At 41.2% G+C, this 25,842-nt stretch carries 20 protein-coding genes and 1 pseudogene; 6 read left to right on the forward strand and 15 right to left on the reverse strand.

Annotated features, from left to right (window positions below; translation table 11 throughout):
- Positions 1 to 25 precede the first annotated feature (25 nt).
- The 5 genes from DRF63_RS05655 to focA all read right to left on the reverse strand — a co-directional run bounded on the left by DRF63_RS05655 (position 26) and on the right by focA (position 7,575).
- Positions 26 to 1,183: a chorismate mutase gene (locus tag DRF63_RS05655; RefSeq protein WP_005597823.1), complete on the reverse strand. Its 1,158-nt coding sequence runs from the start codon at positions 1,181 to 1,183 to the stop codon at positions 26 to 28.
- A gap of 122 nt (positions 1,184 to 1,305) precedes the next feature.
- A complete protein-coding gene (gene prlC / locus DRF63_RS05660) occupies positions 1,306 to 3,339 on the reverse strand; it encodes an oligopeptidase A (RefSeq protein ID WP_005597825.1) in 2,034 nt (677 codons plus the stop codon).
- 142 nt (positions 3,340 to 3,481) lie between these two features.
- Positions 3,482 to 4,219: a pyruvate formate lyase 1-activating protein gene (gene pflA / locus DRF63_RS05665; protein WP_005597829.1), complete on the reverse strand. Its 738-nt coding sequence runs from the start codon at positions 4,217 to 4,219 to the stop codon at positions 3,482 to 3,484.
- A 126-nt stretch (positions 4,220 to 4,345) separates the two neighbouring features.
- A complete protein-coding gene (gene pflB, locus DRF63_RS05670; protein WP_005597831.1) occupies positions 4,346 to 6,658 on the reverse strand; it encodes a formate C-acetyltransferase in 2,313 nt (770 codons plus the stop codon).
- Positions 6,659 to 6,750: 92 nt separating this feature from the next.
- Positions 6,751 to 7,575 (reverse strand): formate transporter FocA, encoded by an 825-nt coding sequence (gene focA, locus DRF63_RS05675; protein ID WP_005597832.1) that lies wholly within the window; start codon positions 7,573 to 7,575, stop codon positions 6,751 to 6,753.
- Between the two features lie 205 nt (positions 7,576 to 7,780).
- Between focA and DRF63_RS05680 the strand changes: the two genes are divergently transcribed.
- Entirely contained in the window at positions 7,781 to 8,263 is a 483-nt protein-coding gene (locus DRF63_RS05680) for a YqaA family protein (RefSeq protein ID WP_005597835.1), read from the forward strand.
- Between the two features lie 59 nt (positions 8,264 to 8,322).
- Here DRF63_RS05680 and htpX read toward each other — a convergent pair whose 3' ends face one another.
- Positions 8,323 to 9,192, reverse strand: coding sequence for a protease HtpX (gene htpX, locus DRF63_RS05685; protein WP_005604779.1), 870 nt, complete (start codon positions 9,190 to 9,192; stop codon positions 8,323 to 8,325).
- 86 nt (positions 9,193 to 9,278) lie between these two features.
- On the reverse strand, positions 9,279 to 10,349 hold the full coding sequence (gene dinB, locus DRF63_RS05690; protein ID WP_005597839.1) for a DNA polymerase IV: 1,071 nt from the start codon (positions 10,347 to 10,349) through the stop codon (positions 9,279 to 9,281).
- Positions 10,350 to 10,456: 107 nt separating this feature from the next.
- Here dinB and DRF63_RS05695 point away from each other — a divergent pair, with 107 nt between their 5' ends.
- Positions 10,457 to 11,365, forward strand: coding sequence for a LysO family transporter (locus DRF63_RS05695; protein WP_005597841.1), 909 nt, complete (start codon positions 10,457 to 10,459; stop codon positions 11,363 to 11,365).
- A 38-nt stretch (positions 11,366 to 11,403) separates the two neighbouring features.
- Here the strand turns inward: DRF63_RS05695 and DRF63_RS05700 are convergent, their stop codons facing one another.
- Entirely contained in the window at positions 11,404 to 12,684 is a 1,281-nt protein-coding gene (locus tag DRF63_RS05700; RefSeq protein WP_005597842.1) for an isochorismate synthase, read from the reverse strand.
- Between the two features lie 163 nt (positions 12,685 to 12,847).
- On the opposite strand from DRF63_RS05700, the gene DRF63_RS05705 reads away from it, so the two are divergent.
- From DRF63_RS05705 to DRF63_RS05720, 4 genes and pseudogenes are all read left to right on the forward strand, one after another.
- Entirely contained in the window at positions 12,848 to 14,065 is a 1,218-nt protein-coding gene (locus tag DRF63_RS05705; RefSeq protein ID WP_005597844.1) for a pyridoxal phosphate-dependent aminotransferase, read from the forward strand.
- A gap of 43 nt (positions 14,066 to 14,108) precedes the next feature.
- Positions 14,109 to 15,002 (forward strand): EamA family transporter RarD, encoded by an 894-nt coding sequence (gene rarD / locus DRF63_RS05710; RefSeq protein WP_005597846.1) that lies wholly within the window; start codon positions 14,109 to 14,111, stop codon positions 15,000 to 15,002.
- Complete coding sequence (rarD, locus tag DRF63_RS05715; protein WP_080551179.1) at positions 15,003 to 15,869, forward strand: EamA family transporter RarD; 867 nt, start codon at positions 15,003 to 15,005, stop codon at positions 15,867 to 15,869.
- Positions 15,866 to 16,482: pseudogene (locus DRF63_RS05720) on the forward strand (LysE family translocator). The gene rarD (DRF63_RS05715) and the pseudogene DRF63_RS05720 overlap by 4 nt, the downstream one beginning before the upstream one ends.
- A gap of 80 nt (positions 16,483 to 16,562) precedes the next feature.
- Here DRF63_RS05720 and DRF63_RS05725 read toward each other — a convergent pair.
- The 7 genes from DRF63_RS05725 to DRF63_RS05755 all read right to left on the reverse strand — a co-directional run bounded on the left by DRF63_RS05725 (position 16,563) and on the right by DRF63_RS05755 (position 25,836).
- Positions 16,563 to 19,409: a TonB-dependent hemoglobin/transferrin/lactoferrin family receptor gene (locus DRF63_RS05725; RefSeq protein ID WP_005597854.1), complete on the reverse strand. Its 2,847-nt coding sequence runs from the start codon at positions 19,407 to 19,409 to the stop codon at positions 16,563 to 16,565.
- Positions 19,410 to 19,468: 59 nt separating this feature from the next.
- Positions 19,469 to 19,990 (reverse strand): heme utilization protein HutZ, encoded by a 522-nt coding sequence (gene hutZ / locus DRF63_RS05730; RefSeq protein WP_005597856.1) that lies wholly within the window; start codon positions 19,988 to 19,990, stop codon positions 19,469 to 19,471.
- Between the two features lie 203 nt (positions 19,991 to 20,193).
- Complete coding sequence (locus tag DRF63_RS05735; RefSeq protein ID WP_005597858.1) at positions 20,194 to 20,940, reverse strand: TPR domain-containing protein; 747 nt, start codon at positions 20,938 to 20,940, stop codon at positions 20,194 to 20,196.
- Positions 20,918 to 21,352, reverse strand: coding sequence for a heme lyase NrfEFG subunit NrfF (gene nrfF / locus DRF63_RS05740; RefSeq protein WP_005597860.1), 435 nt, complete (start codon positions 21,350 to 21,352; stop codon positions 20,918 to 20,920). Before nrfF ends, DRF63_RS05735 begins: the two co-directional genes overlap by 23 nt.
- A complete protein-coding gene (locus DRF63_RS05745) occupies positions 21,352 to 21,885 on the reverse strand; it encodes a redoxin family protein (protein ID WP_005597863.1) in 534 nt (177 codons plus the stop codon). The genes nrfF and DRF63_RS05745 overlap by 1 nt, the downstream gene beginning before the upstream one ends.
- 1 nt (position 21,886) lies before the next feature.
- The gene (nrfE, locus tag DRF63_RS05750) at positions 21,887 to 23,803 is read right to left on the reverse strand and encodes a heme lyase NrfEFG subunit NrfE (protein WP_005597865.1); all 1,917 of its coding nucleotides are present in this window, start codon (positions 23,801 to 23,803) and stop codon (positions 21,887 to 21,889) included.
- 170 nt (positions 23,804 to 23,973) lie between these two features.
- The gene (locus DRF63_RS05755) at positions 23,974 to 25,836 is read right to left on the reverse strand and encodes a monovalent cation:proton antiporter-2 (CPA2) family protein (protein ID WP_005597867.1); all 1,863 of its coding nucleotides are present in this window, start codon (positions 25,834 to 25,836) and stop codon (positions 23,974 to 23,976) included.
- Positions 25,837 to 25,842 lie beyond the last annotated feature (6 nt).

The raw sequence follows: 25,842 nt of genomic DNA on the forward strand, positions 1-25,842 counted from the left end.
AAAAATCTTAAAATTTAACCGCTTGTTACAGCTTTACCGGCTCAATAATTTCACTCGGGTAACAGCCTAATACTTTGATATAGCTGGTTACGTTTTCCAATGCTTTTAACGCTTGTTGCGTATTTTCGGAATGAATATTCGCTTGTAATTCTATATAGAACATCTCTTCCCAAGGCTTACCGTAAATCGGACGAGATTCCAATTTAGTCATGCGGATTTGATGCTGTTTAAAGACCATCAACGCATCCGCTAATGCACCGGCTTGTTGAGATGTGGTCATCAGTAATAACGTTTTTGTTTGTAGCTGCGGCGAAACGTTAATCGCTTGTTTTGCTACTACGATAAAGCGCGTGATATTATTCTGTTGGTTGGCAATATCGGTTTTGATATTAGTTAAACCGTAGAGCTTTCCGCCGTCCTCATTGCCTAATGCGACAATATTCGGCTTATTCAAACGAGCGACCATCTGCATGGCGTGCGAGCTGCTTTCACAATATTTGATATGGACTTTATTCAGACTTTGAATAAACTGGCTGCATTGTTGGATGACTTGCGGGTGGCTGTACAAAGTATCAATTTCAGCAAGCTCAATATTACCGTTTGCCAATACGCAATGTTTAATCGGATAAGCCAATTCGCCGACCACCGCCAAATCGGTATGTTGCAGTAAATCATATACGTCATTGATTGAACCAGAAGTGGTGTTTTCAAGCGGAAGTACACCGAATTCGGCTTCACCCCCACTCACCTTATCAAACACTTGTTGGAACGAATCACAGCTCAATTCAATTAAAGAACCTTGATATTTTTTCGCAAATTGACGAGACGCCATATTGGAATAAGAACCGCGCATACCTAGGAAGGCAATCGATACATTTTGTTCTTTTTGCGCATTTAATTTATTTTGCAGATAATTTTGCTGAGTCAGCACCGAATCTTCGATAATACGCTGGAATATTTGTGTGACATATTGCGGATCTAATTGATAATTTTCCGCTTCGGCATGGCTCACCAATGCTTGTAATAACGCTTTTTCCCGTTCGATATCACGTAACGGCTTTTGTGTGATTTCTTTGCTACGCACCACATCAAAAGCGAGACGATGACGCTCGGCAAGTAATTTGAGTAAATGGCGGTCAAGTTGGGTAATTTGTTGGCGGATATCGGATAAATCTAAAGACATTGTGTTTTCTCTTAATTATTTGATTTATCAAGATTATAGCGATTTAGTCGATAAAAAAAAGATAAGCGGTCGAATTTGCAAGATTTTTTGCAAATTTGACCGCTTGTAAGAATAGAAAGGGGTTAGCTCGCAATACCTTTATGGCGTAATAAAGCGTCTAAGGTTGGCTTGCGACCGCGGAAGCGTTCAAACAATACCATCGGTTCTTCCGAACCGCCGCGAGTCAGAATATTATCTAAATAAGATTGACCGGTCGCTCGGTTGAAAATGCCATCTTCTTCAAATTTAGCAAAGGCATCCGCCGATAATACTTCCGCCCATAAGTAGCTGTAATAACCTGCTGCATAACCGCCGGCAAAAATATGGCTAAAGCTATGTGGCGTGCGTACCCATTCAGGTGTGCGTACCACCGCAACATCCGCTTTTACCGCTTTTAACGTATCTAATACCAAACCTTCACGAGGCTGTGCCAAATGCAAACGGAAATCGAATAAACCGAATTCTAATTGTCTTAGTACAAACATGGCGGCTTGGAAGTTTTTCGCCTTGAGTAACTGAGTTAATTTATCCTTCGGTAACGATTCACCGGTTTGATAATGTCCCGAGATAAATTCAAGCGCTTCCGCTTCCCAACACCAGTTTTCTAAGAATTGGCTCGGTAATTCCACTGCATCCCACGGTACACCGTTGATACCCGCAACATCACCGACATCAATTTGAGTGAGCATATGGTGGATACCGTGACCAAACTCATGGAATAAGGTAGTGACTTCGTCATGCGTAAAGAGTGCCGGCTTATCACCAATCGGTTTATTAAAGTTACAAGTTAAGTATGCTACCGGTTTTTGTAACGAACCGTCCGCTAAACGTTTTTGGTTGATACAATCGTCCATCCATGCACCGCCACGTTTATTTTCACGTGCGTATAAATCTAAATAAAATGAACCACGTTCTTCGTTTTGCTCATCGTAAATTTGGAAGAAACGCACGTCTTCGTGCCAAGTATCAATACCGAATTTTTCTTCGATACGTAAGCCGAAAATACGTTTCATTAATTCAAATAAGCCTGAAAGTACACGATCTTCCGGGAAATAAGGGCGAAGTTCTTCATCATTGATCGCATATAACGCTTGTTTTTGCTTTTCGCTATAGAATGCAATATCCCACGGTTGAAGTTCGGTTACGCCGTATTCTTGTTCCACAAAAGCGTGTAATTCCGCTAATTCTTTTTCGCCTTGTGCTTTTGATCGTTTGGCTAAATCTTCTAAGAAATCCACCACTTGCTGCGGGTTTTCCGCCATTTTCGTAGCAAGAGAAAGATCAGCGTAAGTTTCAAACCCTAATAACTGCGCCATTTCTAAGCGTAATTTGAGTTTTTCATCAATATTTGCCGAGTTGTCCCATTTACCCGCATTTGAACCTTGATCGGAAGCACGAGTTGCATATTCTTTATAAATTGCCGAACGTAATTCACGGTTTTCACAGTAAGTGAGTACCGGATAGTAACTTGGGAACTCCAAAGTAAAACGATAGCCTTTTTGACCTTTGCTTTCAGCAGAAAGTTTTGCCGCTTCTAAAGCGGATTCAGGTAAGCCTTTGAGCTGTGCTTCGTCTGTGATAACGATATCCCAACCCATGGTCGCATCCAATACATTGTTACTGAATTGCGAGCTGAGTTCCGATAAACGAGCGGACACTTCGCCATAACGTTTTTGTTTATCCGCCGGTAATGAAATCCCCGAAAGCTCAAAATCACGTAGGCTGTTTTCAATCGCTTTTTTCTGTGCAAGCGAATAGCTCTCGAATTCCGGTGAGTTTTTCAGTTTTACATAACCTTGATACAAACCTTGGTGTTGTCCCGCCCAAGTGCTGTATTCAGAAAGTAGCGGCAAGCAGGCTTGGTATGCTTCACGCAATTCCGGTGAGTTTTTCACGCCGTTTAAATGACCGACAGGCGACCACGCACGCGCAAATTTATCGCCGGCAATCGCTTGCGGCATATAGAAATTTTCCCAAGTCGGGTTTTCAATTCGGGCAACTTGTTCAATGGTATCACGACATTCTTTGATTACTGCTTCTACCGCAGGCTGGATATGTTCCGGCTTAATTTGTGAAAATGCAGGTAAACCGGTGTAATTTAAAAGAGGATTAGACATTGTTTATTAATTCCTTTTGTTTAGTCAAAAAGTTCTCTTATGATTGGGTTAAGGAAGGAAAAGATCAAGTCTTTCAAGTAAAAAGCGGTCGAATTCAGCCTATTTTTTACAAAAAACAGATTAAATTCGACCGCTTGTACGATTAGTATTTTACGGTATGACCGTAACTTTCAATAATCGCTTTTAAACGATCCATTGTTTCTTTCGGCGGCGGTAATACGCCTTCCAATTCATATTTATAACCGAGCGTTTCCCATTTATGCGCGCCTAAACGGTGATATGGCAGTAACTCGACTTTCTCAATATTTTGCATACCTTGGATAAATTGTCCTAAGCGGTGTGCGGAATCATCGTCATCGGTATAGCCCGGCACAACAACATAACGAATCCAAGTGCGTTTATTTAATTTTTGTAGGTAACGAGCAAAATCAAGCGTACGTTTATTGGATACGCCGATTAAATCTTGGTGGATTTCATCATTTAGCTGTTTTAAGTCGAGCATCACTAAATCCGTCACTTCGAGCATTTCATCAACGACCGGGCTATAATGGCGTACGAATCCGTTGGTATCTAAACAAGTATCAATGCCTTCCGCTTTACAGGCTCTAAACCAATCTCTTACAAATTCCATCTGCAATACGGCTTCGCCGCCGGATGCAGTTACACCGCCGCCGGTCGCTTTCATAAAATGCTTGTAGGTTACCACTTCTTTCATCAGATCTTCGACACTGATTTCTTTACCGCCGTCAAGATCCCACGTATCACGGTTATGGCAGTATTTGCAACGCATCAAACAGCCTTGTAAAAACAGAATAAAGCGGATTCCCGGACCATCAACCGTGCCGCAAGATTCGTATGAGTGGTAACGAGCAATAGACATATATGATTCCTTTGATAGTAAGTATAAATTCGTTGTTATTATTTTAGCAGAATATCAATAAAGAAGCGGTCGGATTCCGCAAAATTTTTGCAAAATCCGACCGCTTTAAAAGGTCAATGTGAGGGATTACATTGATTCGGTAAATGTACGAGTAATTACGTCCATTTGTTGCTCTTTAGTTAAAGAGTTGAAACGTACCGCATATCCGGATACACGAATGGTTAATTGCGGATATTTTTCCGGATGCTCAACCGCATCTAATAATGTTTCACGGTTTAATACGTTTACGTTTAAGTGCTGACCGCCTTCAACAGTTGCTTCGTGGTGGAAGTAACCGTCCATTAGACCTGCAAGGTTACGTTTTTGTGCTTCGTAATCTTTACCTAATGCGTTTGGTACGATTGAGAAGGTATATGAAATACCGTCTTTCGCATACGCAAACGGAAGTTTTGCAACAGAAGTTAATGACGCAACCGCACCTTTTTGGTCACGACCGTGCATTGGGTTTGCACCCGGGCCGAACGGCGCACCAGCACGACGACCATCAGGCGTATTACCGGTTTTTTTACCGTAAACCACGTTAGAAGTGATAGTAAGTACTGACTGTGTTGGTGTCGCATTGCGGTAAGTTTTGTGCGTTTGGATTTTTTTCATGAAACGTTCAACTAAGTCACAAGCGATTTCATCTACACGGTTGTCATTGTTACCGAATTGCGGATATTCGCCTTCGATTTCGAAGTCTAACGCGACGTTTGTAGCGACTACGTTACCGTCTTTATCTTTGATGTCACCACGAACAGGTTTCACTTTTGCGTATTTAATTGCAGATAATGAGTCAGCCGCAACGGAAAGACCTGCGATACCGCACGCCATTGTACGGAATACATCACGATCGTGGAATGCCATTAATGCTGCTTCATAGCTGTATTTATCGTGCATGAAGTGGATGATATTTAATGCGGTCACATATTGTGTCGCTAACCAATCCATGAAGTGATCCATACGAGCCATTACATCGTCGAAGTTTAAGTATTCGTCTGTAATCGGTGCTGTTTTCGGACCGACTTGTGCGCCGGATTTTTCATCGATACCGCCGTTGATTGCGTATAACATTGTTTTCGCTAAGTTTGCACGTGCACCGAAGAATTGCATTTGTTTACCGACAACCATCGGAGATACGCAACATGCGATTGCATAGTCATCGTTATCGAAGTCAGGACGCATTAAGTCATCGTTTTCGTATTGTACTGATGAAGTATCGATAGATACTTTCGCACAATAACGTTTGAAGCCGTCCGGTAATTGTTCAGACCAAAGAATAGTTAAGTTCGGTTCCGGTGACGGACCCATTGTGTAAAGGGTATTTAAGATACGGAAGCTGTTTTTGGTTACTAATGTACGACCGTCTAACCCCATACCTGCTAAAGTCTCGGTTGCCCACATTGGGTCGCCTGAGAATAATTGATCGTATTCAGGTGTACGTAAGAAACGAACCATACGTAATTTCATTACTAAATGGTCGATTAACTCTTGTGCTTCTTCTTCTGTGATTTTACCTGCTTTTAAGTCACGTTCGATATAGATATCTAAGAATGAAGATACACGACCGAATGACATTGCCGCACCGTTTTGTGATTTAACCGCAGCAAGGTATGCGAAGTAAGTCCATTGAACCGCTTCTTGTGCGGTTTCCGCCGGACGAGAAACGTCAAAACCGTATGATGCGGCCATTTGTTTGATTTGACCTAATGCACGGTGTTGTTCTGCGATTTCTTCACGTAATTGAATTGTTGCTTGGATATCTTCACCCGCTTCTAAACGAGGTTGTAATGAAGCAAATTGTTTTTGCTTGTCTTTCATTAAGAAATCCGCACCGTAAACGGCTAAACGACGGTAGTCACCGATAATACGACCACGACCGTAAGCATCCGGAAGACCGGTAATTACACCTGATTTACGGCAACGTAAAATATCCGGCGTATAAACATCGAACACACCTTGGTTGTGTGTTTTACGATATTCGGTAAAGATTTTTTCTACTTCAGGGTTTAAGGTACGGCGATAAACATCGCAAGAACCTTTAACCATTTTGATACCGCCAAACGGGATAATCGCACGTTTTAACGGCGCATCAGTTTGAAGACCTACGATTTTCTCTAAAGCTTGATCGATATAACCCGCTTTGTGAGAAGTAATCGTTGATGGAATGTCGCAATCAATATCGTACGGTTCGTGAGTTTTGTTCTCAACTTTGATTTTTTCCATTACTTCTTCCCATAACTTAGTTGTCGCAGCTGTTGCGCCAGCTAAGAAAGACTCGTCGCCTTCATATGGAGTATAGTTTTTTTGGATAAAATCACGTACGTTTACTTCAGTTTGCCAGTCGCCACCAGTAAACCCTGCCCATGCTTTTTGTTGAGCTTCAGTTAATTGAGTCATTTTAAGTCCTCTATTTGTTAGTAAATTAAGCTGTACAAGCGGTCATTTTTGCAAAAAACTCCCCAAATAAAACCGCTTAAATTGAAATTATGTTAGTGCTTACGGATATATAAGAACCACTGCACTAAGCCGATGAAAAATACCCCGCCGACAATATTACCGAATGTCACCGGAATTAAATTTTTCACAATAAAATGATATAAATCTAAATCTGCAAATTGTGCCGAATCAACGTTAATTGCCATCCAAAATTCAGGTGAGGCAAAATGTGCAATCATCATCCCCATCGGGATCATAAACATATTTGCCACGCAGTGTTCGAAACCTGATGAAACGAATAATGCAATCGGCATAATCATAATAAACGCTTTGTCCGTTAGGCTTTTTCCTGCATTTGCCATCCATACCGCAAGACACACCATCATGTTACATAAAATGCCGAGGGTAAAAGCCTCCATCCAAGTATGATGGATTTTATGTTGTGCCGTTTTAAGAATGGTTAAGCCCCATTGACCGTTCGCCGCCATAATTTGACCGGAAAGCCAAATCAAAACCACTACGCTTAAACCGCCGATAAAATTACCGCCGTACACAATGCACCAGTTTTTAAACATTTGAAACCAAGTAATACGATGCGTCGCTTTCGCTACTGCGGTTAAGGTTGATGAGGTAAAAAGTTCGGCACCGAATACCACGCATAGGATAATGCCTAATGAGAAAACCGTACCGCCGACCAATTTCGCCATCCCCCACGGCATATCCGCCGAACCGGTTTGCGTTGTAGTGTAAAATACGAATGCAAGTCCGATAAAACCACCTGCTAAAATTGCGGAGATGAAAGAATATAATTGATGTTTAGTCGCTTTATAAACTGCGCCGTCTTCAGCGATTTTTGCCATTTCAGCAGGAGAAAACATTTATAACCCTTAAATATAAATTTGAAAAATTACAGAAATTGTTGAGAATTATAGACCTGTTACCTCAATCCCTCAAAACAAAATTGTCATTATATTGAGGTAAATCAAAAGCACTTTTTGATACAGATCAAATTGAAACTAAACCTCAAACTTTTGTTAAAATAATTAGTTCGGATATTTAACAAAAAAGTTACAAAAAACCAGTATGACGGATTACATAACTTCTTTATTGAGTTTATTCTTTTCGGAAGAAAATCAACTGTTCACAATGTTTCTAAGCGCATTTTTAAGTGCGACGGTGTTACCGGGTAATTCCGAAATTATTTTTACCACTTTGGCAACGCAAATCAGTCTAACAAACAGCGATTTATTTTCCGCTCAGATGCTTTGGCTACTGAGTGTCGCCACGCTCGGTAACAGCCTTGGCAGTTCCGTTACTTATGCGATGGGCTTACTGATTCCGAAACCGCTGGATTTAAAACATAAAACGGCTCAATGGGCATTACGTTTATGTGAAAAATACGGGGCATTTGCATTATTGTTAAGTAGCTTACCGATTATCGGCGATCTGCTATGCGGTATTGCCGGTTGGTTACGCTTTAACTTATGGCAATCCTTAATTTTTATCTGTTTGGGAAAATTTATACGTTATTTAATTTTACTTTTTGCTCTCTCGCCTTGGTTTTAAGGCCAGTAAAAAAGCGGTCTGTTCTTGCAAGTTTTTTGCAAAATCAGACCGCTTGTCGATTATAAGTTTCTTAACGCTTCGATACGTTTTTCAAGTGGCGGGTGGCTCATAAATAATTCTTTAGAACGTGCGCCGTTAATCATAAATGCCGCAAGAGAACCTTGCATTTCTTGCGGTTCGTGTACGTGCTGTAAACGTTGTAGCGCCGCAATCATTTTCTCTTTACCGACTAATTGTGCCGAACCGGCATCCGCACGGTATTCACGATAACGTGAGAACCACATTGCGATCATAGTTGCGATGACACCGAAGATCATTTGTAACGCAATATCGACGATCCAGAAAACTAAGGTGTTTTGAGTAGCGTTACCGTTTTCGTCTTTACCGCTTGAAGCCGCTGTCGAAATAATACGAGATAAGAAGATAACAAAGGTATTCAATACGCCTTGTAGTAAAGTCATTGTCACCATATCGCCGTTCGCAATATGTGCGATTTCATGCGCAACCACCGCTTCGGCTTCATCTTCGGTCATGTTATCCAATAAACCGGTACTTACCGCCACTAACGAATTATTTTTCGTCGCACCGGTTGCAAACGCATTGACATCGGCAGAATGATAAATCGCAATATCCGGCATCGGAATATTCGCTTGTTGCGATTGACGTTGTACGGTATCGAATAACCATTGTTCCGCATGATTACGCGGTTGTTGAATCACTTCCGCACCGACGGAACGTAACGCCATACTTTTTGACATAAATAAAGAAATTAAAGAACCGGCAAAACCGAATACGAGCGACATCACTAAAATACCGCCGGTACTACCGCCTTGAATACCGGTCACTTGGAAAATGATATTTAATACAATACCGAGTACGAAGGTAATCGCTAAGTTAGTTAATAAAAATAAGACAATTCTTTTTGCCATAGGTAAATAAATCTCCAAAAAAGAGTGAGGAAAAACTAGTCACTAAATAGGGGTAATTCTATAAGAATTCAAGCGTTTGACAATAATTATTCCCACAAATTTAACTGTTTTTTAACTTTTTCCGTCGGGTAATGCACCGAAAGCCCGATTAAACGCACCGAACGCCGATTTGTCCGCTGCCACACCTGTTGAAGCAACTCGATAAAACGCTCTCGCGAAAGCCCGTCGGTAGTTCGTTCCAAGGTGGTTTGCGTGAAATCGCCGAACTTTAGTTTAATCGCTAATTTTTTAAATTCTTGTAATGAACGTTCGCCCCAATTTCGTTGTAGCCGAAAAACCAGTTTTTTAAACAGCTCATCAACGATTTGCTCCGCTTCCGCTAAATGCCAAATATCAGTCGGTAACGTATTTTCGACCGCTAAAGATTTACGAGGTCGATTCGCTTCGATTTTTCGATTATCAATTGCGTGACTGAACTCCCAAAGTCGTTGCCCGAATTTGCCAAACGTCTTGTAAATAAAAGCTTTATCGCTATGCTGAATATCGCCGCAAGTATGTAATCCCAGCTGTGCTAATTTTTCATTGGTTACCTTACCGACTCCCGGGATCTTTTTGAGCGGCAAATCATAAATAAAAGCGGTCATATTTTCCGGCGAAATGACAAATTGCCCGTTAGGCTTATTTTGATCCGAAACGATTTTTGCCAAAAATTTGAGCGGGGCAATGCCGGCGGAAGCGGTTAAATGCAGCTCGTTCCAAATTGCGTCTCGAATTTCTTGGGCAATCCAAGTGGCTGAACCGGAACATTGCCGGCAATCCGTCACATCTAAATAAGCCTCATCTAATGAAAGCGGTTCGACGATATCGGTATAACGGCGGAATATTTGATGAATCTGCTCGGAAACCGCTTTGTATAACGGCATATTTACCGGTACTAGAATCAGATTCGGACAGCGTTTTAACGCCTGCGCAGTCGGCATTGCACTGTGTAAACCGAATTTTCTGGCTTCGTAATTGCAAGTGGTCAGCACGCCTCGACCTTCAACAGAACCGCCGACTGCGACCGGCTTGCCTATTAACGCCGGATTTTCTCGCATTTCAATCGCAGCATAAAAGCAGTCCATATCAATGTGAATTATTTTGCGTTGCGTTGCCATTTTTGATTGCTTATAAATAAAATTAACTGTATATAAAAACAGTTTCATTTTATGTGGTTACCGTTAAAATTTCAACTTAAAAAATAAATAACGATAAGGAAGATGAAATGTTATACGGTTTGGCAATTGTGCTAATCCCCCTGTTTTTGGGTTATTTGTTTAAAGTCGGCAAAGGCAAATTACAGATTGTTAATCAGGTCGTAAATATTTGCTTATATTTGATTTTATTTGTGATGGGGATCTCGCTCGGGCAATTAGACGATATTGGCAGCAAGTTGCCGCAAATCGGTGGGATTGCGCTCGGTTTGAGCTTAATTATTCAATTGTCGAATATTATCGGTTTAGCGATTTACGATAAATGGCAACCGATGGTTCGTGAACAAGTGAATCCGCAAGAAATCCCATCTCGTTGGGCGATGCTATTCGATTCGTTTAAATTAATCGGTACCACTATCACCGGCGGATTAATCGGTTTTATCACAAAAGGTACGTTGGATTTCCCGCTACACGCCAGTACCTATGTGTTGGAAGTAATGATTTTCGGCGTAGGGATTCAGTTGCGTAATAGTGGGATTCCGTTACGAGAAGTCTTTTTTAACAAACGAGGCATTTATACTTCTTTAGTGATGATTGTTAGTAGCCTTGTCGGTGGGGTTATTGCCGCTTTGGCACTGGATTTAAGCATTATACAAGGACTTACTTTTGCTTCGGCATTCGGTTGGTATTCGTTATCCAGCGTATTAGTCAATGACGCTTGGGGGCCGATATACGGTAGTATCGCTTTCTTTAACGATCTTTCTCGTGAAATTTTCTGCTTATTTACCATTCCGTTTTTTATGCGAGCGTTTCCCTCTACCGCAGTCGGACTAGGCGGGGCGACATCATTAGATTGTATGTTGCCGGTAATTCAAAAATCGGGTGGGACGCAAGTTGTGCCGCTGGCAATCAGTTTCGGCTTTATTGTGAATTTGGTTGCACCGTTATTATTAGCATTATTTATCGGCTTAGCCGGATAAAACAAAATGGCAGGGTTATACCTGCCATTTTTTGTTTCTTAATCCACTTTTAGTAATTTGGCTAATGCCAACGACTTCCGTTCAATTTCCTGCCATTCCGATTGCAGTTCCGACTCTTCAACAATACCTGCACCGGCATAGAGCGTAATACGGTTTCGTTCGATTTGCGCGGAACGCAAAGCAACGCAAAATTCCGCTTCATCCGGTTGTAAATAGCCTAATGTACCGGCATACCAACAACGAGTGAACTGCTCATATTCGGCAATAAATTGTTTTGCAGCTTGGCGAGGCAAGCCAGCAACCGCTGCGGTCGGATGCATACGGGCAAGGCAATCCGCATCACTCATCTCCGGTTTTAATACCGCGGAAATTTTACGGCGTAAATGTTGCACGTTATGCAAACGTTTAATTTCCGCTTGGCTGATTTGCAATTCGGTTACGCAATCGGTTAATTGTGCTTGAATATCATCTACAACCAACTGATTTTCATAGATATTTTTCGGATCGGTAAGTAACCACTGCGCATTTAGCTCCGTCTGCACCATACTTTCCGTTACCGGTGCGGTACCCGCTAATGCTTCCGTATGAAATTGATTGCCTTTTCGGTGATATAAACGTTCCGGGCTTGAGCCGACAAATGCCGATTCGACATTTTCCGCCCAAATAAAATGGTAACAACCTAAATTAGTGGTTTGGCTGGCGGCAAGTAAATCATAAGCGGATAGCTCATTTTCAAATTGTAACGTTTTGGCGTTAGCCAGTACCACTTTATTAAAGTCTTTTTGCTGAATATGACTAATCGCTCGCTCAATATTTTGTTGCCAGCCATCAAAATCGTAAACGGAAGTCTGAGCAAGCAGATTATTTTCCGTTAATTCAAGCGGTAGGGTTTGGCAGAAATTTGCAAAAAATCGTTCAAAAATGACCGCTTGTTGGGCTAATTCAGCTTCATTCAAGTAGAAATAAGCGGTTAAATTTTGCTGATTTTTTACCAATAGCAAACGAGGCAGAATGAATTGACAACCGCCCTCAAACCGTACGCCGCCGACTAAGCCGAATTGCGTTTGTTTTACAAATTGCTGCGCTTCATCAACACTGAAAAACGAGCGAACTGCACCGATACTTGCAATGGTCTGATCAGTCTCTCTCGCCTGCCAAAAAAAATGCGGATAATGATTTTGTGCCTTTAACCAACTTAATAACGCAATATTTTCTTCAGACAAAGCAACCTCGGCTTGATACTCCATCAAACCGAAATGAGTTCCAGATTCTATTAATTGCTTGCTAAGTTGTTGTTTTAATTGATTAAAAATAGACATTTGCAAAATTTCTGAAGAATTCGACCGCTAAGTTTTAGCTATTGTGAAAAAAGGTCATTATTTTAGCTCATTTCCTCTTTAAATTCCTACTAAATCAGAGTAAAGTTTAACAATTTTCTCACTCTAATAACGATTTTCTTTCAAACCAAACAGGACAAACATCATGGAACGTTTCCCTAAATCAGACAAGCTCGCAAACGTTCGTTACGATATTCGTGGCGCAATACATAAAGAAGCTCTTCGTTTAGAAGAAGAGGGTAATAAAATTTTAAAATTGAATATCGGTAATCCCGCCCCGTTTGGTTTTGAAGCCCCGGACGAAATAGTTGTCGATGTCATTCGCAATTTACCGAAATCGCAGGGTTATTGCGACTCCAAAGGCTTATATTCGGCACGTAAAGCGGTCGTACAATATTATCAATCGAAAGGTATTCGTAACGTCGATGTCAATGACGTCTATATCGGTAACGGCGTATCGGAATTAATTACAATGTCAATGCAAGCCTTGCTGAATGACGGCGACGAAATGTTAATTCCGATGCCGGATTACCCGCTTTGGACTGCGGCGGCAACCCTTGCCGGCGGTAAGGCGGTGCATTATTTATGTGATGAAAACAATGAATGGATGCCGGATATTGAGGATATTAAAGCGAAAATTACCCCTCGCACCAAAGGGATTTTAGTCATTAACCCGAATAATCCGACCGGTGCGGTTTACAGCCGCTCGATGTTGCTCGAGATTGCGGAAATCGCTCGCCAGCACAATTTAATGATTTTTGCGGACGAAATTTACGAGAAAATTATTTATGACGGAGCGGTACATCATCATATTGCCGCACTTGCACCGGATTTATTATGCGTAACCTATAACGGCTTATCGAAAGCCTACCGTGTCGCCGGTTTCCGTCAAGGTTGGATGGTATTAAGCGGTCCGAAAAACCAAGCGAAAGGTTTTATTGAAGGTTTGGATATGCTCGCTTCCATGCGTTTATGTGCGGCAACCCCGATGCAGCACGCGATTCAAACGGCATTAGGCGGTTATCAAAGTATCAACGAATTCGTATTGCCGGGCGGTCGTTTGCTCGAACAACGTAATAAAATGTATGAGTTGTTGGTACAAATTCCGGGAATTTCTTGCGTGAAAGCGAAAGGTGCGCTGTATATGTTCCCGAAAATTGACACGGAAATGTACGGTATCAAAGACGATGCCAAATTTATTTATGACTTATTACAGGCGGAAAGAGTGCTGTTAGTACAAGGTTCCGGCTTTAACTGGCACAAACCAGATCACTTCCGTGTCGTAACCTTGCCTTATGCGCACCAAATTGAAGAAGCATTAGGGCGTCTTGCCAACTTCTTAAAAACCTATAAACAATCTTAATCTTTTCTCCGCCCCTATTGGGGCGGACTACGTCTTACCTATTATGCAACTCGGTATTATTTATTCGCTTTCCGCTTCCGCACTATTCGGCGGAATGTATTATCTTGCGACATTATTGCGCCCGCTTTCCGGCGAGAGCTTATTCGGCATTCGTATGGTCGTCACTCTGCCCTTCCTATTTTTTGCGATTTTCGTGTTAAAGAAACAACACGAATTTTTTGCGTTTGCCAAACGTTTAAAACAACAGCCGCATTTAATTTTGGTCATATTGATTACTTCCACCATTATCGGTTCGCAAATGTGGCTTTTCCTTTGGGCGCCGAACAGCGGTAAGGCGTTGGAAGTTTCAATGGGTTATTTACTGATGCCGATTGTGATGGTGACGTTCGGGCGTTTAGTTTATAAAGAAAGCTTATCTCGTGTTAAATGGCTAGCAATTATTTTTGCAACATTGGGCGTGTTAAATAGTGTGATTTTTGCCGGCGGAATTTCATGGGAAGGTGTATTTGTTTTTGTCGGTTATCCGGTTTATTTCCATATTCGCAGAACCTTTCAACTAAGCAATATTTATAGTTTTATTTTTGAAATTATTTTTCTGATTCCGATTTCGCTTTATTTTATATGGAATACGGATATGGACTTTATTTATGCGCAAAATCCGAATATTTCTTACTTTATTGCGATTTTAAGCGTAGTAAGCGGCACTGCGCTGCTCTCTTACACATTAGCCAGCACCATATTGCCGTTTAATATGCTTGGCTTATTAGGTTATTTAGAGCCGACATTTATGATGATAATTTCATTTTTAATCGGCGAGCGATTGGATCCTAATTCCTATTTTCTGATGATGTGTCTAGTGATAGCTGTATTTTTCTTAATTCTGGACGGTATTTTTAGTATTCGAAAACAACGTAAAAAGATGATAACGGAGAACTAAATGTTAAAGGGCATAATATGCTGTATGAGTGCGAATTTCTTATTCGGGCTAGGATACTACTTTGCAATTTTATTGCGACCACTAAACGGCGAAAGTATGTTCGGCTATCGTATCGTAGTATTAGCACCGTTTATCCTATTAGCGATTTTACTGTTTAAGCAAACAAATAAATTCCAACAACTTTGGCAAAAAATCAAACAAAATCCACTGCTTGTTTTAGTGTTGTTATTGCTCGCTTTGAATACCGGCATTCAGCTTTGGTTGTTTTTATGGGCGCCGAATAACGGACAAGCGATTGAAGTTTCGATCGGTTATTTGTTACTACCGATTGTTGCGGTAGCGTTAGGTAAAATCGTGTTTAAAGAGCATTTTACTCTATTAAAATGGTTATCCCTCTGCTGTGCGGTAATCGGAGTAGCTTCGAATATTTGGCTGACCGGTTCGTTTTCGTGGGCGACCATTGTCGCCGGTGTCGGTTATCCGCTTTACATTACGCTGCGCCGCTATTTTGAAATTAACACGCTTGCCACCTTTTTTGTTGAGTTACTGTTGGTTATGCCGTTTGCCGGTTATTTTATTGCTCAAACCGATATGCAGCCGATCTTGGCTGACAATCAGTATATCTATTATTTCTTGGCACTGTTCGGCTTAGTAAACGGTGCGGCGTTTATTTTATATATCGCTTCCAGTAATTTATTACCGGTCAATGTGCTTGGTTTACTCGGTTATGTCGAACCACTGGTGATGCTGTGCGTTTCGTTTATGATTGGCGAAGTATTGGATTCCAAATCCTATCTGCTGATGATTTGCTTGGCACTCGCGATCATATTATTAACCGTTGATAATTTTAGGCTAACTCGTAGATGAATGACATTGTAAATTATTGGGGATTTTTGGCCGCTTGTATTTTACTGAACCTAACTCCGGGTTCCGATACGATTTATATTCTTACCCGTACGATTGCGGAGGGGAAAAAAGCCGGTTTAATGTCTTCATTCGGCATTTTAACCGGATTTTTTGTACATATTTTAGCGGTATCGGTCGGCTTAGCACAGATTATCGCCCATTCGCCGACTCTATTTGCCGTACTAAAATATGCCGGCGCCGGATATTTAGGTTGGCTCGGGATTAAAATGTGGAAACAACCGTTTTTAGTCCATCAAGTCAATTTGGATAAATTACCGTTATGGCAAATTTATCACCAAGGTCTAATCACTAATTTATTGAATCCGAAAGTAATTTTATTCTTTTTAGCCTTATTACCTCAGTTTGTTGCGACGAATGTAGAAAATACTTTTTACCTTTTTTCTTACTTGGACTGACTTCACTTTCTACCACAACGATTTGGGTTATCATATTGGTTTTGGCGGCTTATCCGCTTGGTAATCTACTACGAAGCAATCCGAAAATAGGCGCATTGATGAATAAAATCTGCGGAGCGATCTTCATTGCTTTGGCAATTAAAATAGGCTTGGAATAGCGATATATGCAAGCGGTTAAATTTTCCGGTTTTTTTGTAAAAAATCCCCGAGAGTTTGTCCACTTTCGGGGATTTTTTTATTAGAAAGTAACCTCTGCGGTTAACTTAAAGTTTCTTCCCGGAGCAGTGAAACGATTTAAGCCTTTACCTGTTGCTTGGTTAATCAAGTTACTCGTGCCAAACGGACGAATTGAACGAACTGATTCCCAAGTCAGATATTTTCGATTCTGTAAATTATAAACACCTGCTTGCAAGGTGACATTTTTCCACGGTTTAACATAAGCAATCATATCTAACAACGTATAAGCATCGCTACGCCATTTTAAGTAGCTGTCTTTTGCTTTTTCTTCGCTGTGATACATATTGTAAGTATCTTCCGCTTTCTTCGCACTTACACGGGTAACATATACATCTACACCGAATTTATCTTCCGGATGTGCATAACCTAAACCAAACACAGAAGTTCTCGGCTGAATCGCATTAAGCGGTAAATTCCCCTCCATCTTACCTTTTTGATAAGTGTATTTATAACTTGCGTTGAACCCTTCTAAAGCTTGCCATAATTGCCCGAAATTCAATTTAGAACTAATTTCTAAGCCGTTAACTCTAGCCTCTTGACGGTTTACATTTTGATAAATTTGATAAGGTCTTGCCGTTGCACTGCCGCCGAAAGCATTCATTAGATTTTTAGGACCAAGATACTTCAAATCAATAAAATTATCATAATCCGTTTTAAAGTAACTGGTTGTAATAAAGCCTAAATCACCATGTAAAGTTAATGCGGCTTCTTTCGTCTCTGCACGCTCAGATTTAAGATCCACATTAGGCAATACGGTAAAATCTGGGTGCTTAAAGGTAAAATAAAGCTCATCAGAAGTCGGTGCTCTAAATCCATTTGCGTATTTAACTTGTACGCGCAAGAAGCTAAACGGATCCGCAGTTGCCGCTAATGAATAAGAATGTTTTTGATATTTAACATTACGTGATAAATATTTAATATTTTCTTCCGCATTTTGGCGAATTTGCTCTTTTGTTGGTCGATCTGGTAACGGTACAAATAACCCTTGCAGCATATCATCCGGAATCTTCGCCGTTTGTCCCGCAACATATTTAGGCTTATAGCTAATATCATCATAGCGGTAGCCGATATCAAAACTTAAATAGTCATTCGCTTTCAAATTATCCGCAAAATATAATGAACCATTTTTCGCTTCAACCGGAATTAAGAACGAAAACGTATCTTCATTCGGGCAAATTAAGCCATTCCATTGATCGCTACCGGTCGCATTTTTACAAGTAATGACTTCTTCCGTTCCTTTAAAGAAGTTATTCCGCATACCAAGGAAACGCTTTGTCCACCATTGAGTATTACTCGTTGCACCGAAACCGCCACGGTTAACCATTTTTTTCTCTGTACGGCTATAGCTACCACCATATTCCAATGAATGTTCTTGACCGAGTAAAGAGAAGGATTTAGTTAAATCAAGATTCAGTTGCTTTGTATCCGTATCTAAATCTCGTTCAGTATAAATATTTTCCGTATAGCCTTTACTTCCTGGTAATAGGATGCTTTTAAATTTACTCTTTGGATCTAAAGTTGCAAACTTACGTCCTTTTTCGTCCGTATACGTTTTTGTAAGTGCAACCTCTTCCGAGGTTATATTATTTGAATAATCTTTATAATATGCTGTGACAGATTTATTACAATCAAAAACACTACAATCAAACCAATAAGCTCTAACGAGATTTACTCCCTCAGTATAAGTGCCTTTTGAATCGGTAATTGTGGTTAAACCTAATTCATCCACGCCTAAGTTCGGTTGATTACCGTCTCTATCAACCACTTTACCATCTTTTAGCTGTAAACCGGCTAAATTCTCGGTTTCCTTACAATGCGAACCATCACAATAATCATCTGTCCTAGCACGATTTTTAATTTTTTGTGTTGAATAGGTAAGCTTTAATGTATCCCATAATGGATTCGCACTAAAATTCTCATACACAAAAGCATAATTCTGGCGTTTACTTTTATCATTCGTATGACGTAACTCATATTCGTCAACGTTAATATAAGTTGTCGGTTTTAAGTTGTAAGAAAAGTCATGGCCTCTATTTTTCTTCTCATACAAATCCGCAACAACACTAAAACGGTGATTATCCGAAGGTGAATAACCGAATTTAATTAAAGTACTGTCTTTCTTAATTGAATAAGGGTCGGCTTTTTCTCGTTCTTTCCCTTGTACACTACCGTCAGCCGTCTTGTAATCATAGTTTTCCAATTCATGACCGTCACGCCAAGTTTTTAACGCTAAAATATCAAAATTTTTATAACGACCGGCAAAGGTCAGTGAGTTGGCTTTTTGATTATCTGCACTTGAATAACCGGTTTTATAACCAAAGTGGTAATCTTTTTCCGTTAAAAAATCACGAGCATCTTTGGTTTCAAACATTACTGCGCCGCCTAAAGCACCGCTACCGACACGAACGGAATCCGCACCTTTACGAATCGTCGCTTGTTTCAGTGTTTCAATTTCTACCGAGTTACGGGTATTATTAAAATTGCCATACCCTTCAAATAATTCTTTAAAACCCTGAGATGAAAGTGTTTCCGCTTGATGTAAACCATCTACTGTAATTGCAACACGGTTCTCATCTACCCCTCGCACCGCATAACCGCTACTCCCCATACGTCCGGTTTCAACTACCGTCACACCGGTTTCATAACGTACGAGATCTCGTGAGTCTTGTACTTGCTGTTTTGCCAGTTGTTTTGCAGATTTTTTGATTTCAGAAATTTTTTGTTGCTGAATACCGTCCTTTACAATCACGGTGTCGAGTTGCATTTGCTCTTGTGCCAATGCACTGTTGTATTGCAAAACACAAAGTGCTGCAATAGATAGATTAAAACGAAGCTTAATCACAATCATTCTCCTTTAGACAAGATAAAAAAACTGTGCTAGCCAAAACTAGCACAGTAAATGTTTAATTATTCTGTTTTATGACCTTCATCTAGGTGAACGATATTCACTAGATCATCCGAGCTTACTTCGAAAGCTTTACCAAAGCCTTTTACGAAAAGGCCTTGTGTCGGTTTAAAACTGAATAAGTTGAAATCTTTCATTTTTGAAAGCTCATCAATAAGATCACCATGGCGTGCTTTTAATGCTTTTAAACCACTTTCCCACTCTTCACCTTCACGTTCAATTAAACGTGAAGTCGCATCAAACGTTAAACGGCGGCGAGCAAAAATTTGACGGCTTTTCGTTTCATCGTCAATCAGCATTAACGATACTTTCGGTACTTCCGTTAAATTACGGGCGTGACGTGCAATGGTTGAAATAAGTACTTGATATTCGCCGTTATTAATCACAAAGGGGGCGTAGCTTACGTTCGGATTACCGTCTTTATCTACCGTCGAAAGTACAATAGTTTGAATATTTTTTTTTAATTCTTGAATTTCCGGTCCTAAACGATTTTGTAATACTTCTTGGCGATTTTTCGCTGTCATAAGATCTCCTTAATTTTTCATTCAAATTTCTATCAAAATTATTGATAATAAAAACGATTATTAATTATATTAACCCCATTAATTTGCGCAATCCTAAAAATGTAAATTTTGACGTTTATTTAAGAAATCGAGGAGTTACTCGTTATTTGGAGCATAAAAAAGGAGCAATCCGTTAAGATTGCCCCTCTCTCATCACTTGAAAATTATTGATTTATCATTTCTCGTGCCGCTTGCATACTCTGAATAATTGCACGACGGTTTATCGATTCGTTATCACTATCCAATACTTTACGCCATAAATCTATCGCTTGTTGGTAATTCTTTTTCGCATAAGCGTCCGAAGCCAATAACAATAAACTTGAACTTTCTTTCTGATCTAAACGTAATGCTATGTCAATCCATTGCTGTGCTCTCGCCGAAATCTTATTCTGATTGGCGTAGTATTCGGCGGCCGCCATTGCTCCGAGGATTGCCGCCTTTTCACCGAGAACTTTTAACGCATTGTCGTAACAAACCAATGCGGACTCGAATTCGTTACTCAAGGTATAAGCTTGCCCTAATTCATACCAGAGATCGCCGTCATTCGGTGTTGCTCGCAAACGATCCTGCAGATTCGTAATATAACGATAATTTTTCTGCTCTTTGTCTTCCAATTGCGTTTGTACTTGAAAGGCTTGGTGCATTTGATTTCCGGTTTGTACGATTTGATAACGTCCCGTCTGCCAATACGTCACACCGGAAACCGATAAGATAACCAATAATAAAAGAGATAAAACAAGCGGTCGTTTTTGTTTAACATTTTGCAAATGTTCGGAAATTTGTTGCCGCTCGAATTGATAACGTTCTTGCGCTTCGGCGAGATATTCCGCTTTCAGATCCTCGCTAAAATTATCGGCAAATTTAACCGCTTGTTGATAATTCTCTTGGTTAAGTTGTTGTCTTGTTTTCATCTTTATTTACATTGCTATTTACGTTTTTGGTACGCCACACAATTGCGCCGAACAGTATGAGAAATAACCCTACCGGCATTCCCCATAATAACCAGGTTTGCGCATTAAACGGCGGTTTATAATTAACGAAGTGTCCGAAACGCTCGGTCATGATCTTAATAATTTCCTCGTCCGTTTTACCTTGATTCACCATTTCATACACTTCTAAACGCAGTTTATACGCCGTGGTTGCGTTCGATTCGACTAAATTTTGGTTTTGGCACTGCGGACAACGCAAAGATTTTGCCAAAGCGACCGCTCGCACACGATCGGTTTCGTTCTGAAACTGAAAAGTATCCACCATTTCCGCTTTAGCAACCAAACTGAAGACAAGCGGTAAAATAAACGCGATTTTTTGCAATAGTTTCGTCATTATTTTTCCTCTTGTAACGCTTTTAAACGAGGGAGAAAATCCTGCTCGAAATCCGGGTTATATCCTTTTTGTTGGTAACGTACCACACCGTGTTTATCAATTAAATAACTGGAAGGTGCGGACGAAACTTTCAGCGTCTGAATTAGAAACCCTTTTTCATAATCATCAATAACCAAATCGAACGGATTACCCCAACGAGCCAAGGCTTCGCGCGCATCCTTCGGTTGATCGGAATAGGTAAGCCCGACAATCGGCACGCCTTGTTCTTTCAATTTGAGTAAAATCGGAAATTCTTTAATACACCAAGTACACCAACTTGCCCACACGTTTAAAATATAAGGCTCTTTCGGCAAACTGTTATTATTAATATGCGCATTATGATCGAGTAAATTTTTACCGACAAATTCCGGAAAAGGTTTATCTCGCCAATCTTCGGTCGGCGAAAGGGCATCCTTATTCATTAACGGCACGGTTAAAAACGCTACCAGTGCAATCAACAATAATAAAGGTAAAAATAAAAAGGTTTTTTTCATATTATTTATCCGCTGTAAGATCCGATTTTCGACGATAACCGAATAAGGCAAGTATGGAAGCTATCACCATAATAATACCGCCAAGCCATAATGCGCCGACATAAGGCTTATAATGCAAACGGAAAGCATATTCCAAATTGCCGAATTTATCGCCCATCACAATATAAATATCGTCCAAGCCGTGATGATAAAGCCCGACTTCCGACATCGTCATGGTACGAATATCGTAATAGCGGCGCTCCGCCACTACCGTCGCAAGCATTTTTCCCGCTTTGCTTATGCTAAATAACGCATTTTCGGACGTATAGTTCGCACCGATCCCATCCTGATAATCTTCATATTTAAAGGTAAATCCGGCAAGATCCGCCTGTTGCTGCGGTTTTAAACGTACGCCGATTTCATCGCCGTAATAACTGTTCATCATGGCACCGATAACACAAATCGCAAAACCGATATGCGCCAAACGCATAGCAAGCGGTCGGATTTTCAGAAATTTCGCCGAATAAGGCAAATGCGTCAGAATAATCCAAACGGCAAGGCTGACGAATACCGTCGGCAAGACGCCAAATTGATACAACTTTGTTTGCGAAATCGTTTGTTGAATCAATAGGAAACTCAATCCTACCGCTACCGGTAACAGCCATAATTTCATCAGAATTTGTTTTGACGGAATTTGCTTCCAACGCAATACGACGGCAAATCCCATTACCGTCATTAATAATAATGCCAACGGTGCAAAAACATTATTGAAATAAGGTGCGCCGACCGAAATCGAGCCCCAATTCATCGCCGTAAAAATCATCGGGTAAAAAGTCCCGAGTAGGACAACCGAAGTCGCTACGCTCAATAAGCCGTTTACTAATAATAAAGCGGTTTCTTTGGATAGCGGTTGGAAACGCACTTCGCCCTGCCACAAATTCACTCTAAAAGCGAACAAGGCTAACGCAATAAAACTTAAACTGAAAAACAGAATAAGCAGTGCCATTCCTCTATCCGGATCAACTGCAAACGCATGTACCGAAGTGAGTACGCCGGAACGCACGATAAAAGTCCCGAGTAAGCTCAATGCAAAAGCAAAAATCGCCAGTAAAATCGTCCAATAGTTAAAAATACCGCGCTGCTCGCTCACAACCAAGCTATGCACTAATGCGGTTCCCAATAGCCACGGCATTAACGAAGCGTTTTCAACCGGATCCCAGAACCACCAGCCGCCCCAGCCCAGTTCATAATACGCCCACCATGCACCGAGAATAATCCCTGCGGTAAGAAAGCCCCAAGAGATCATTGTCCAAGGTCGAATCCAACGCACTACTGCGGCATCCAGCATACCTTCCATTAATGCCGCCACGACCATTGCAAAGCTTACCGCAAAACCGACATAACCTAAATAAAGTAAAGGCGGATGGAAGATAAGCCCTACGTCTTGCAACATCGGGTTAAGATCTCTGCCCTCCGGCGGAGGCGGAAAACTACGCTCAAACGGATTGGAAACCAATAAAATAAAGAGCATAAATCCAAGGCTGATTAAACCTAATACCGCCAAGGTTCGCTGATTAAACAAGCGGTCAGATTTATCCGAAAAAATGCAAAAAACGCTGGTCCATAGTGTCAGAGCGGTCAGCCAAAACAGCATTGAGCCTTCGTGTCCGCCCCAAGTCGCCGCAAATTTAAAGAAATCCGGTAATTGGCTGTTGGAATGTTGGGCGACATAAATCACCGAAAAATCATCACTCAAAAAAGCGTAAGCCAATATCCCGAACGACGACAAACAACCTACCGTTTGCAGGCTGCTCAACAACGCATTGTATCGAAGAAAATCCGTTTTCTTAGTGATCTCTCCCCACAATGTCAGCCCCACTTGGCAAACAGCGGCAACCGCTGCAAAAATTAACGTAAAATAACCCAACTCAGGAAGCATAAGAACCCACTTCAATAAATAACATCTGATTTTACAAAGAAAATCTTAAAAATAACCGCTTGTTTTACTAAGGCTAATCATAAAGATTTGTTACCTTTATGTAAACGAAAAGGGCGATAACTCGCCCTTTGTTGTTAAGATATTTGATCAAATACGAATTTTTCAGACGTTTATTTCTCTTTGCTTTCCGCATTTGACTCGACCGCTTCTTCCGCTAAGATTTCCGCCGCATCTTCATTTAAGGCTTCCGCTTCTTGTTGCGGCTTAAAAAACGGCTTCGGCGTAAAATATTTACGAATCAATTCCGCCGAAGTGCCGTAAATCAGTTCTTCTTTAAAACGCTCTCTATCCAGCAAACGTACATTCTCCACAATTTCGGTTGCTTCCACTTCGTCCACCCCTAATTTCATCATTGCCGCTTTACTCAATACCAATGCGGATTCCAAGGTTTCACGAATTTGGAAATCTACATGTAATTTCGTTAATTCAATCGCACTATGGCGGTCATAAGTTCGTGCAAAGATCGGCGTGAGCGGATATTCGTTTTTGATTTGTTCTACGATTAATGCGCTACGCGCCGGATTATTGATGCCCAATACGACACAATCGGCTTTTTCCAATCCGCTTGCTCGCAACACGTCAAGTCGAGTACCGTCCCCATAATACACTTTAAACCCGAAAGTAGCCGCTGCTCGAATACGATCGGTACTTGAATCAATCACGGTAACCGTAATACCTCTCGCTAACAATGCCTGACAGACAATCTGACTAAAACGCCCGAATCCGATAACAATTACGCTGTTCTCCAAATCTTCGGCAATCTCAATCCCCATCATATTCGGCGCTTCGACACTCGCTTTACGCGCAACCATACGCTGCATCAGCAACATCACTAACGGCGAGATTAACATCGACACAATCACCGCTGCGGTAAAAGTCGCCTGTTGATCTTGATCCAACAAGCCTGCCGCCGCTGCGGAAAACAGGACGAATGCAAATTCGCCGCCATGGCTCATAATCGAAGTACGCATCAAGGCTTCGCGATGAGGCAATCGTGTAATTAAAGCGATGATATAAACGCCGAACGCTTTCCCTAACACACAGACCGCTACGATACTTAATAACCAAATTAAATCGTTAAATACGAAATTCAGATCAAGCGACATCCCGACGCCCATAAAAAACAGCCCGAGCAATAAGCCCCTGAACGGCTCGATATCCGCTTCCAATTGGTGACGGAAAGAAGATTCGGACAGAACAACTCCGGCAACGAACGCTCCCATTGCCATCGAAAGCCCGCTCATTTCCATCAATAACGCCGCACCGAGAACCACTAATAACGCTGCGGCCGTCATCATTTCACGTACTTTCGCTTTCGAGATCATTCTAAATAGCGGATTCATTACCCATTTACTGCCGACAACTAAAATAATAATGCCGACAATCGCAATACCGATAGAAGTTAAGCTGAATGTTTTTTCTTCATTCGCTTGTTCCGGCGCCAAAAAGGCAATCGTCGCCAACAAAGGCACGATAGCCAAATCTTCAAATAATAAAGTCGAAACGATGCGCTGTCCTTTTTGCGTGCTGGCAATCCCTTTATCTTCAAGCACTTGCATCACAATCGCGGTGGAAGACAGGGTAAAACCCGCACCGGCGATAAACGCCACTTCTTTAGTTAAACCCAGAATATAGATACCGGCTAAAGTCAATAAAACGCCGCAAGTCGCCACTTGTAAGAAGCCTCTTCCGAAAATAGCTTTACGCATACTCCACAATAGCTCCGGGTGCATTTCCAAACCGATAATGAATAGGAACATCACGACACCGAGTTCCGCCAAATGGACGACCGCTTGCGGATCTTGAATCAGCCCCAACACGGACGGACCGATCAGACATCCCGCCACTAAATAACCCAGTACGCTACCCAGCCCGATACGTTTAAATAACGGCACAATCGTAATACTGGTAGCGAGTAACGCTACGATTTTTGCTAATTCCGGATTATCCAAATGAGAGATATCTATCGCCATAAAATT

The organism is Actinobacillus pleuropneumoniae, from assembly GCF_003290385.1.
GTDB lineage: Bacteria > Pseudomonadota > Gammaproteobacteria > Enterobacterales > Pasteurellaceae > Actinobacillus > Actinobacillus lignieresii.

What these genes read in the sequence shown, in the direction of transcription:
- rarD (WP_080551179.1), top strand. Translation starts at nt 15,003, where the DNA reads ATGTTAAAGGGCATAATATGCTGTATGAGTGCGAATTTCTTATTCGGG.
- rarD (WP_005597846.1), top strand. Translation starts at nt 14,109, where the DNA reads ATGCAACTCGGTATTATTTATTCGCTTTCCGCTTCCGCACTATTCGGC.
- DRF63_RS05680 (WP_005597835.1), top strand. Translation starts at nt 7,781, where the DNA reads ATGACGGATTACATAACTTCTTTATTGAGTTTATTCTTTTCGGAAGAA.
- hutZ (WP_005597856.1), bottom strand. Translation starts at nt 19,990, where the DNA reads ATGACAGCGAAAAATCGCCAAGAAGTATTACAAAATCGTTTAGGACCG.
- DRF63_RS05655 (WP_005597823.1), bottom strand. Translation starts at nt 1,183, where the DNA reads ATGTCTTTAGATTTATCCGATATCCGCCAACAAATTACCCAACTTGAC.
- DRF63_RS05695 (WP_005597841.1), top strand. Translation starts at nt 10,457, where the DNA reads ATGTTATACGGTTTGGCAATTGTGCTAATCCCCCTGTTTTTGGGTTAT.
- DRF63_RS05755 (WP_005597867.1), bottom strand. Translation starts at nt 25,836, where the DNA reads ATGGCGATAGATATCTCTCATTTGGATAATCCGGAATTAGCAAAAATC.
- nrfF (WP_005597860.1), bottom strand. Translation starts at nt 21,352, where the DNA reads ATGACGAAACTATTGCAAAAAATCGCGTTTATTTTACCGCTTGTCTTC.
- focA (WP_005597832.1), bottom strand. Translation starts at nt 7,575, where the DNA reads ATGTTTTCTCCTGCTGAAATGGCAAAAATCGCTGAAGACGGCGCAGTT.
- DRF63_RS05735 (WP_005597858.1), bottom strand. Translation starts at nt 20,940, where the DNA reads ATGAAAACAAGACAACAACTTAACCAAGAGAATTATCAACAAGCGGTT.
- DRF63_RS05700 (WP_005597842.1), bottom strand. Translation starts at nt 12,684, where the DNA reads ATGTCTATTTTTAATCAATTAAAACAACAACTTAGCAAGCAATTAATA.
- prlC (WP_005597825.1), bottom strand. Translation starts at nt 3,339, where the DNA reads ATGTCTAATCCTCTTTTAAATTACACCGGTTTACCTGCATTTTCACAA.
- htpX (WP_005604779.1), bottom strand. Translation starts at nt 9,192, where the DNA reads ATGGCAAAAAGAATTGTCTTATTTTTATTAACTAACTTAGCGATTACC.
- nrfE (WP_005597865.1), bottom strand. Translation starts at nt 23,803, where the DNA reads ATGCTTCCTGAGTTGGGTTATTTTACGTTAATTTTTGCAGCGGTTGCC.
- pflA (WP_005597829.1), bottom strand. Translation starts at nt 4,219, where the DNA reads ATGTCTATTGCTCGTTACCACTCATACGAATCTTGCGGCACGGTTGAT.
- DRF63_RS05745 (WP_005597863.1), bottom strand. Translation starts at nt 21,885, where the DNA reads ATGAAAAAAACCTTTTTATTTTTACCTTTATTATTGTTGATTGCACTG.
- dinB (WP_005597839.1), bottom strand. Translation starts at nt 10,349, where the DNA reads ATGGCAACGCAACGCAAAATAATTCACATTGATATGGACTGCTTTTAT.
- pflB (WP_005597831.1), bottom strand. Translation starts at nt 6,658, where the DNA reads ATGACTCAATTAACTGAAGCTCAACAAAAAGCATGGGCAGGGTTTACT.
- DRF63_RS05705 (WP_005597844.1), top strand. Translation starts at nt 12,848, where the DNA reads ATGGAACGTTTCCCTAAATCAGACAAGCTCGCAAACGTTCGTTACGAT.
- DRF63_RS05725 (WP_005597854.1), bottom strand. Translation starts at nt 19,409, where the DNA reads ATGATTGTGATTAAGCTTCGTTTTAATCTATCTATTGCAGCACTTTGT.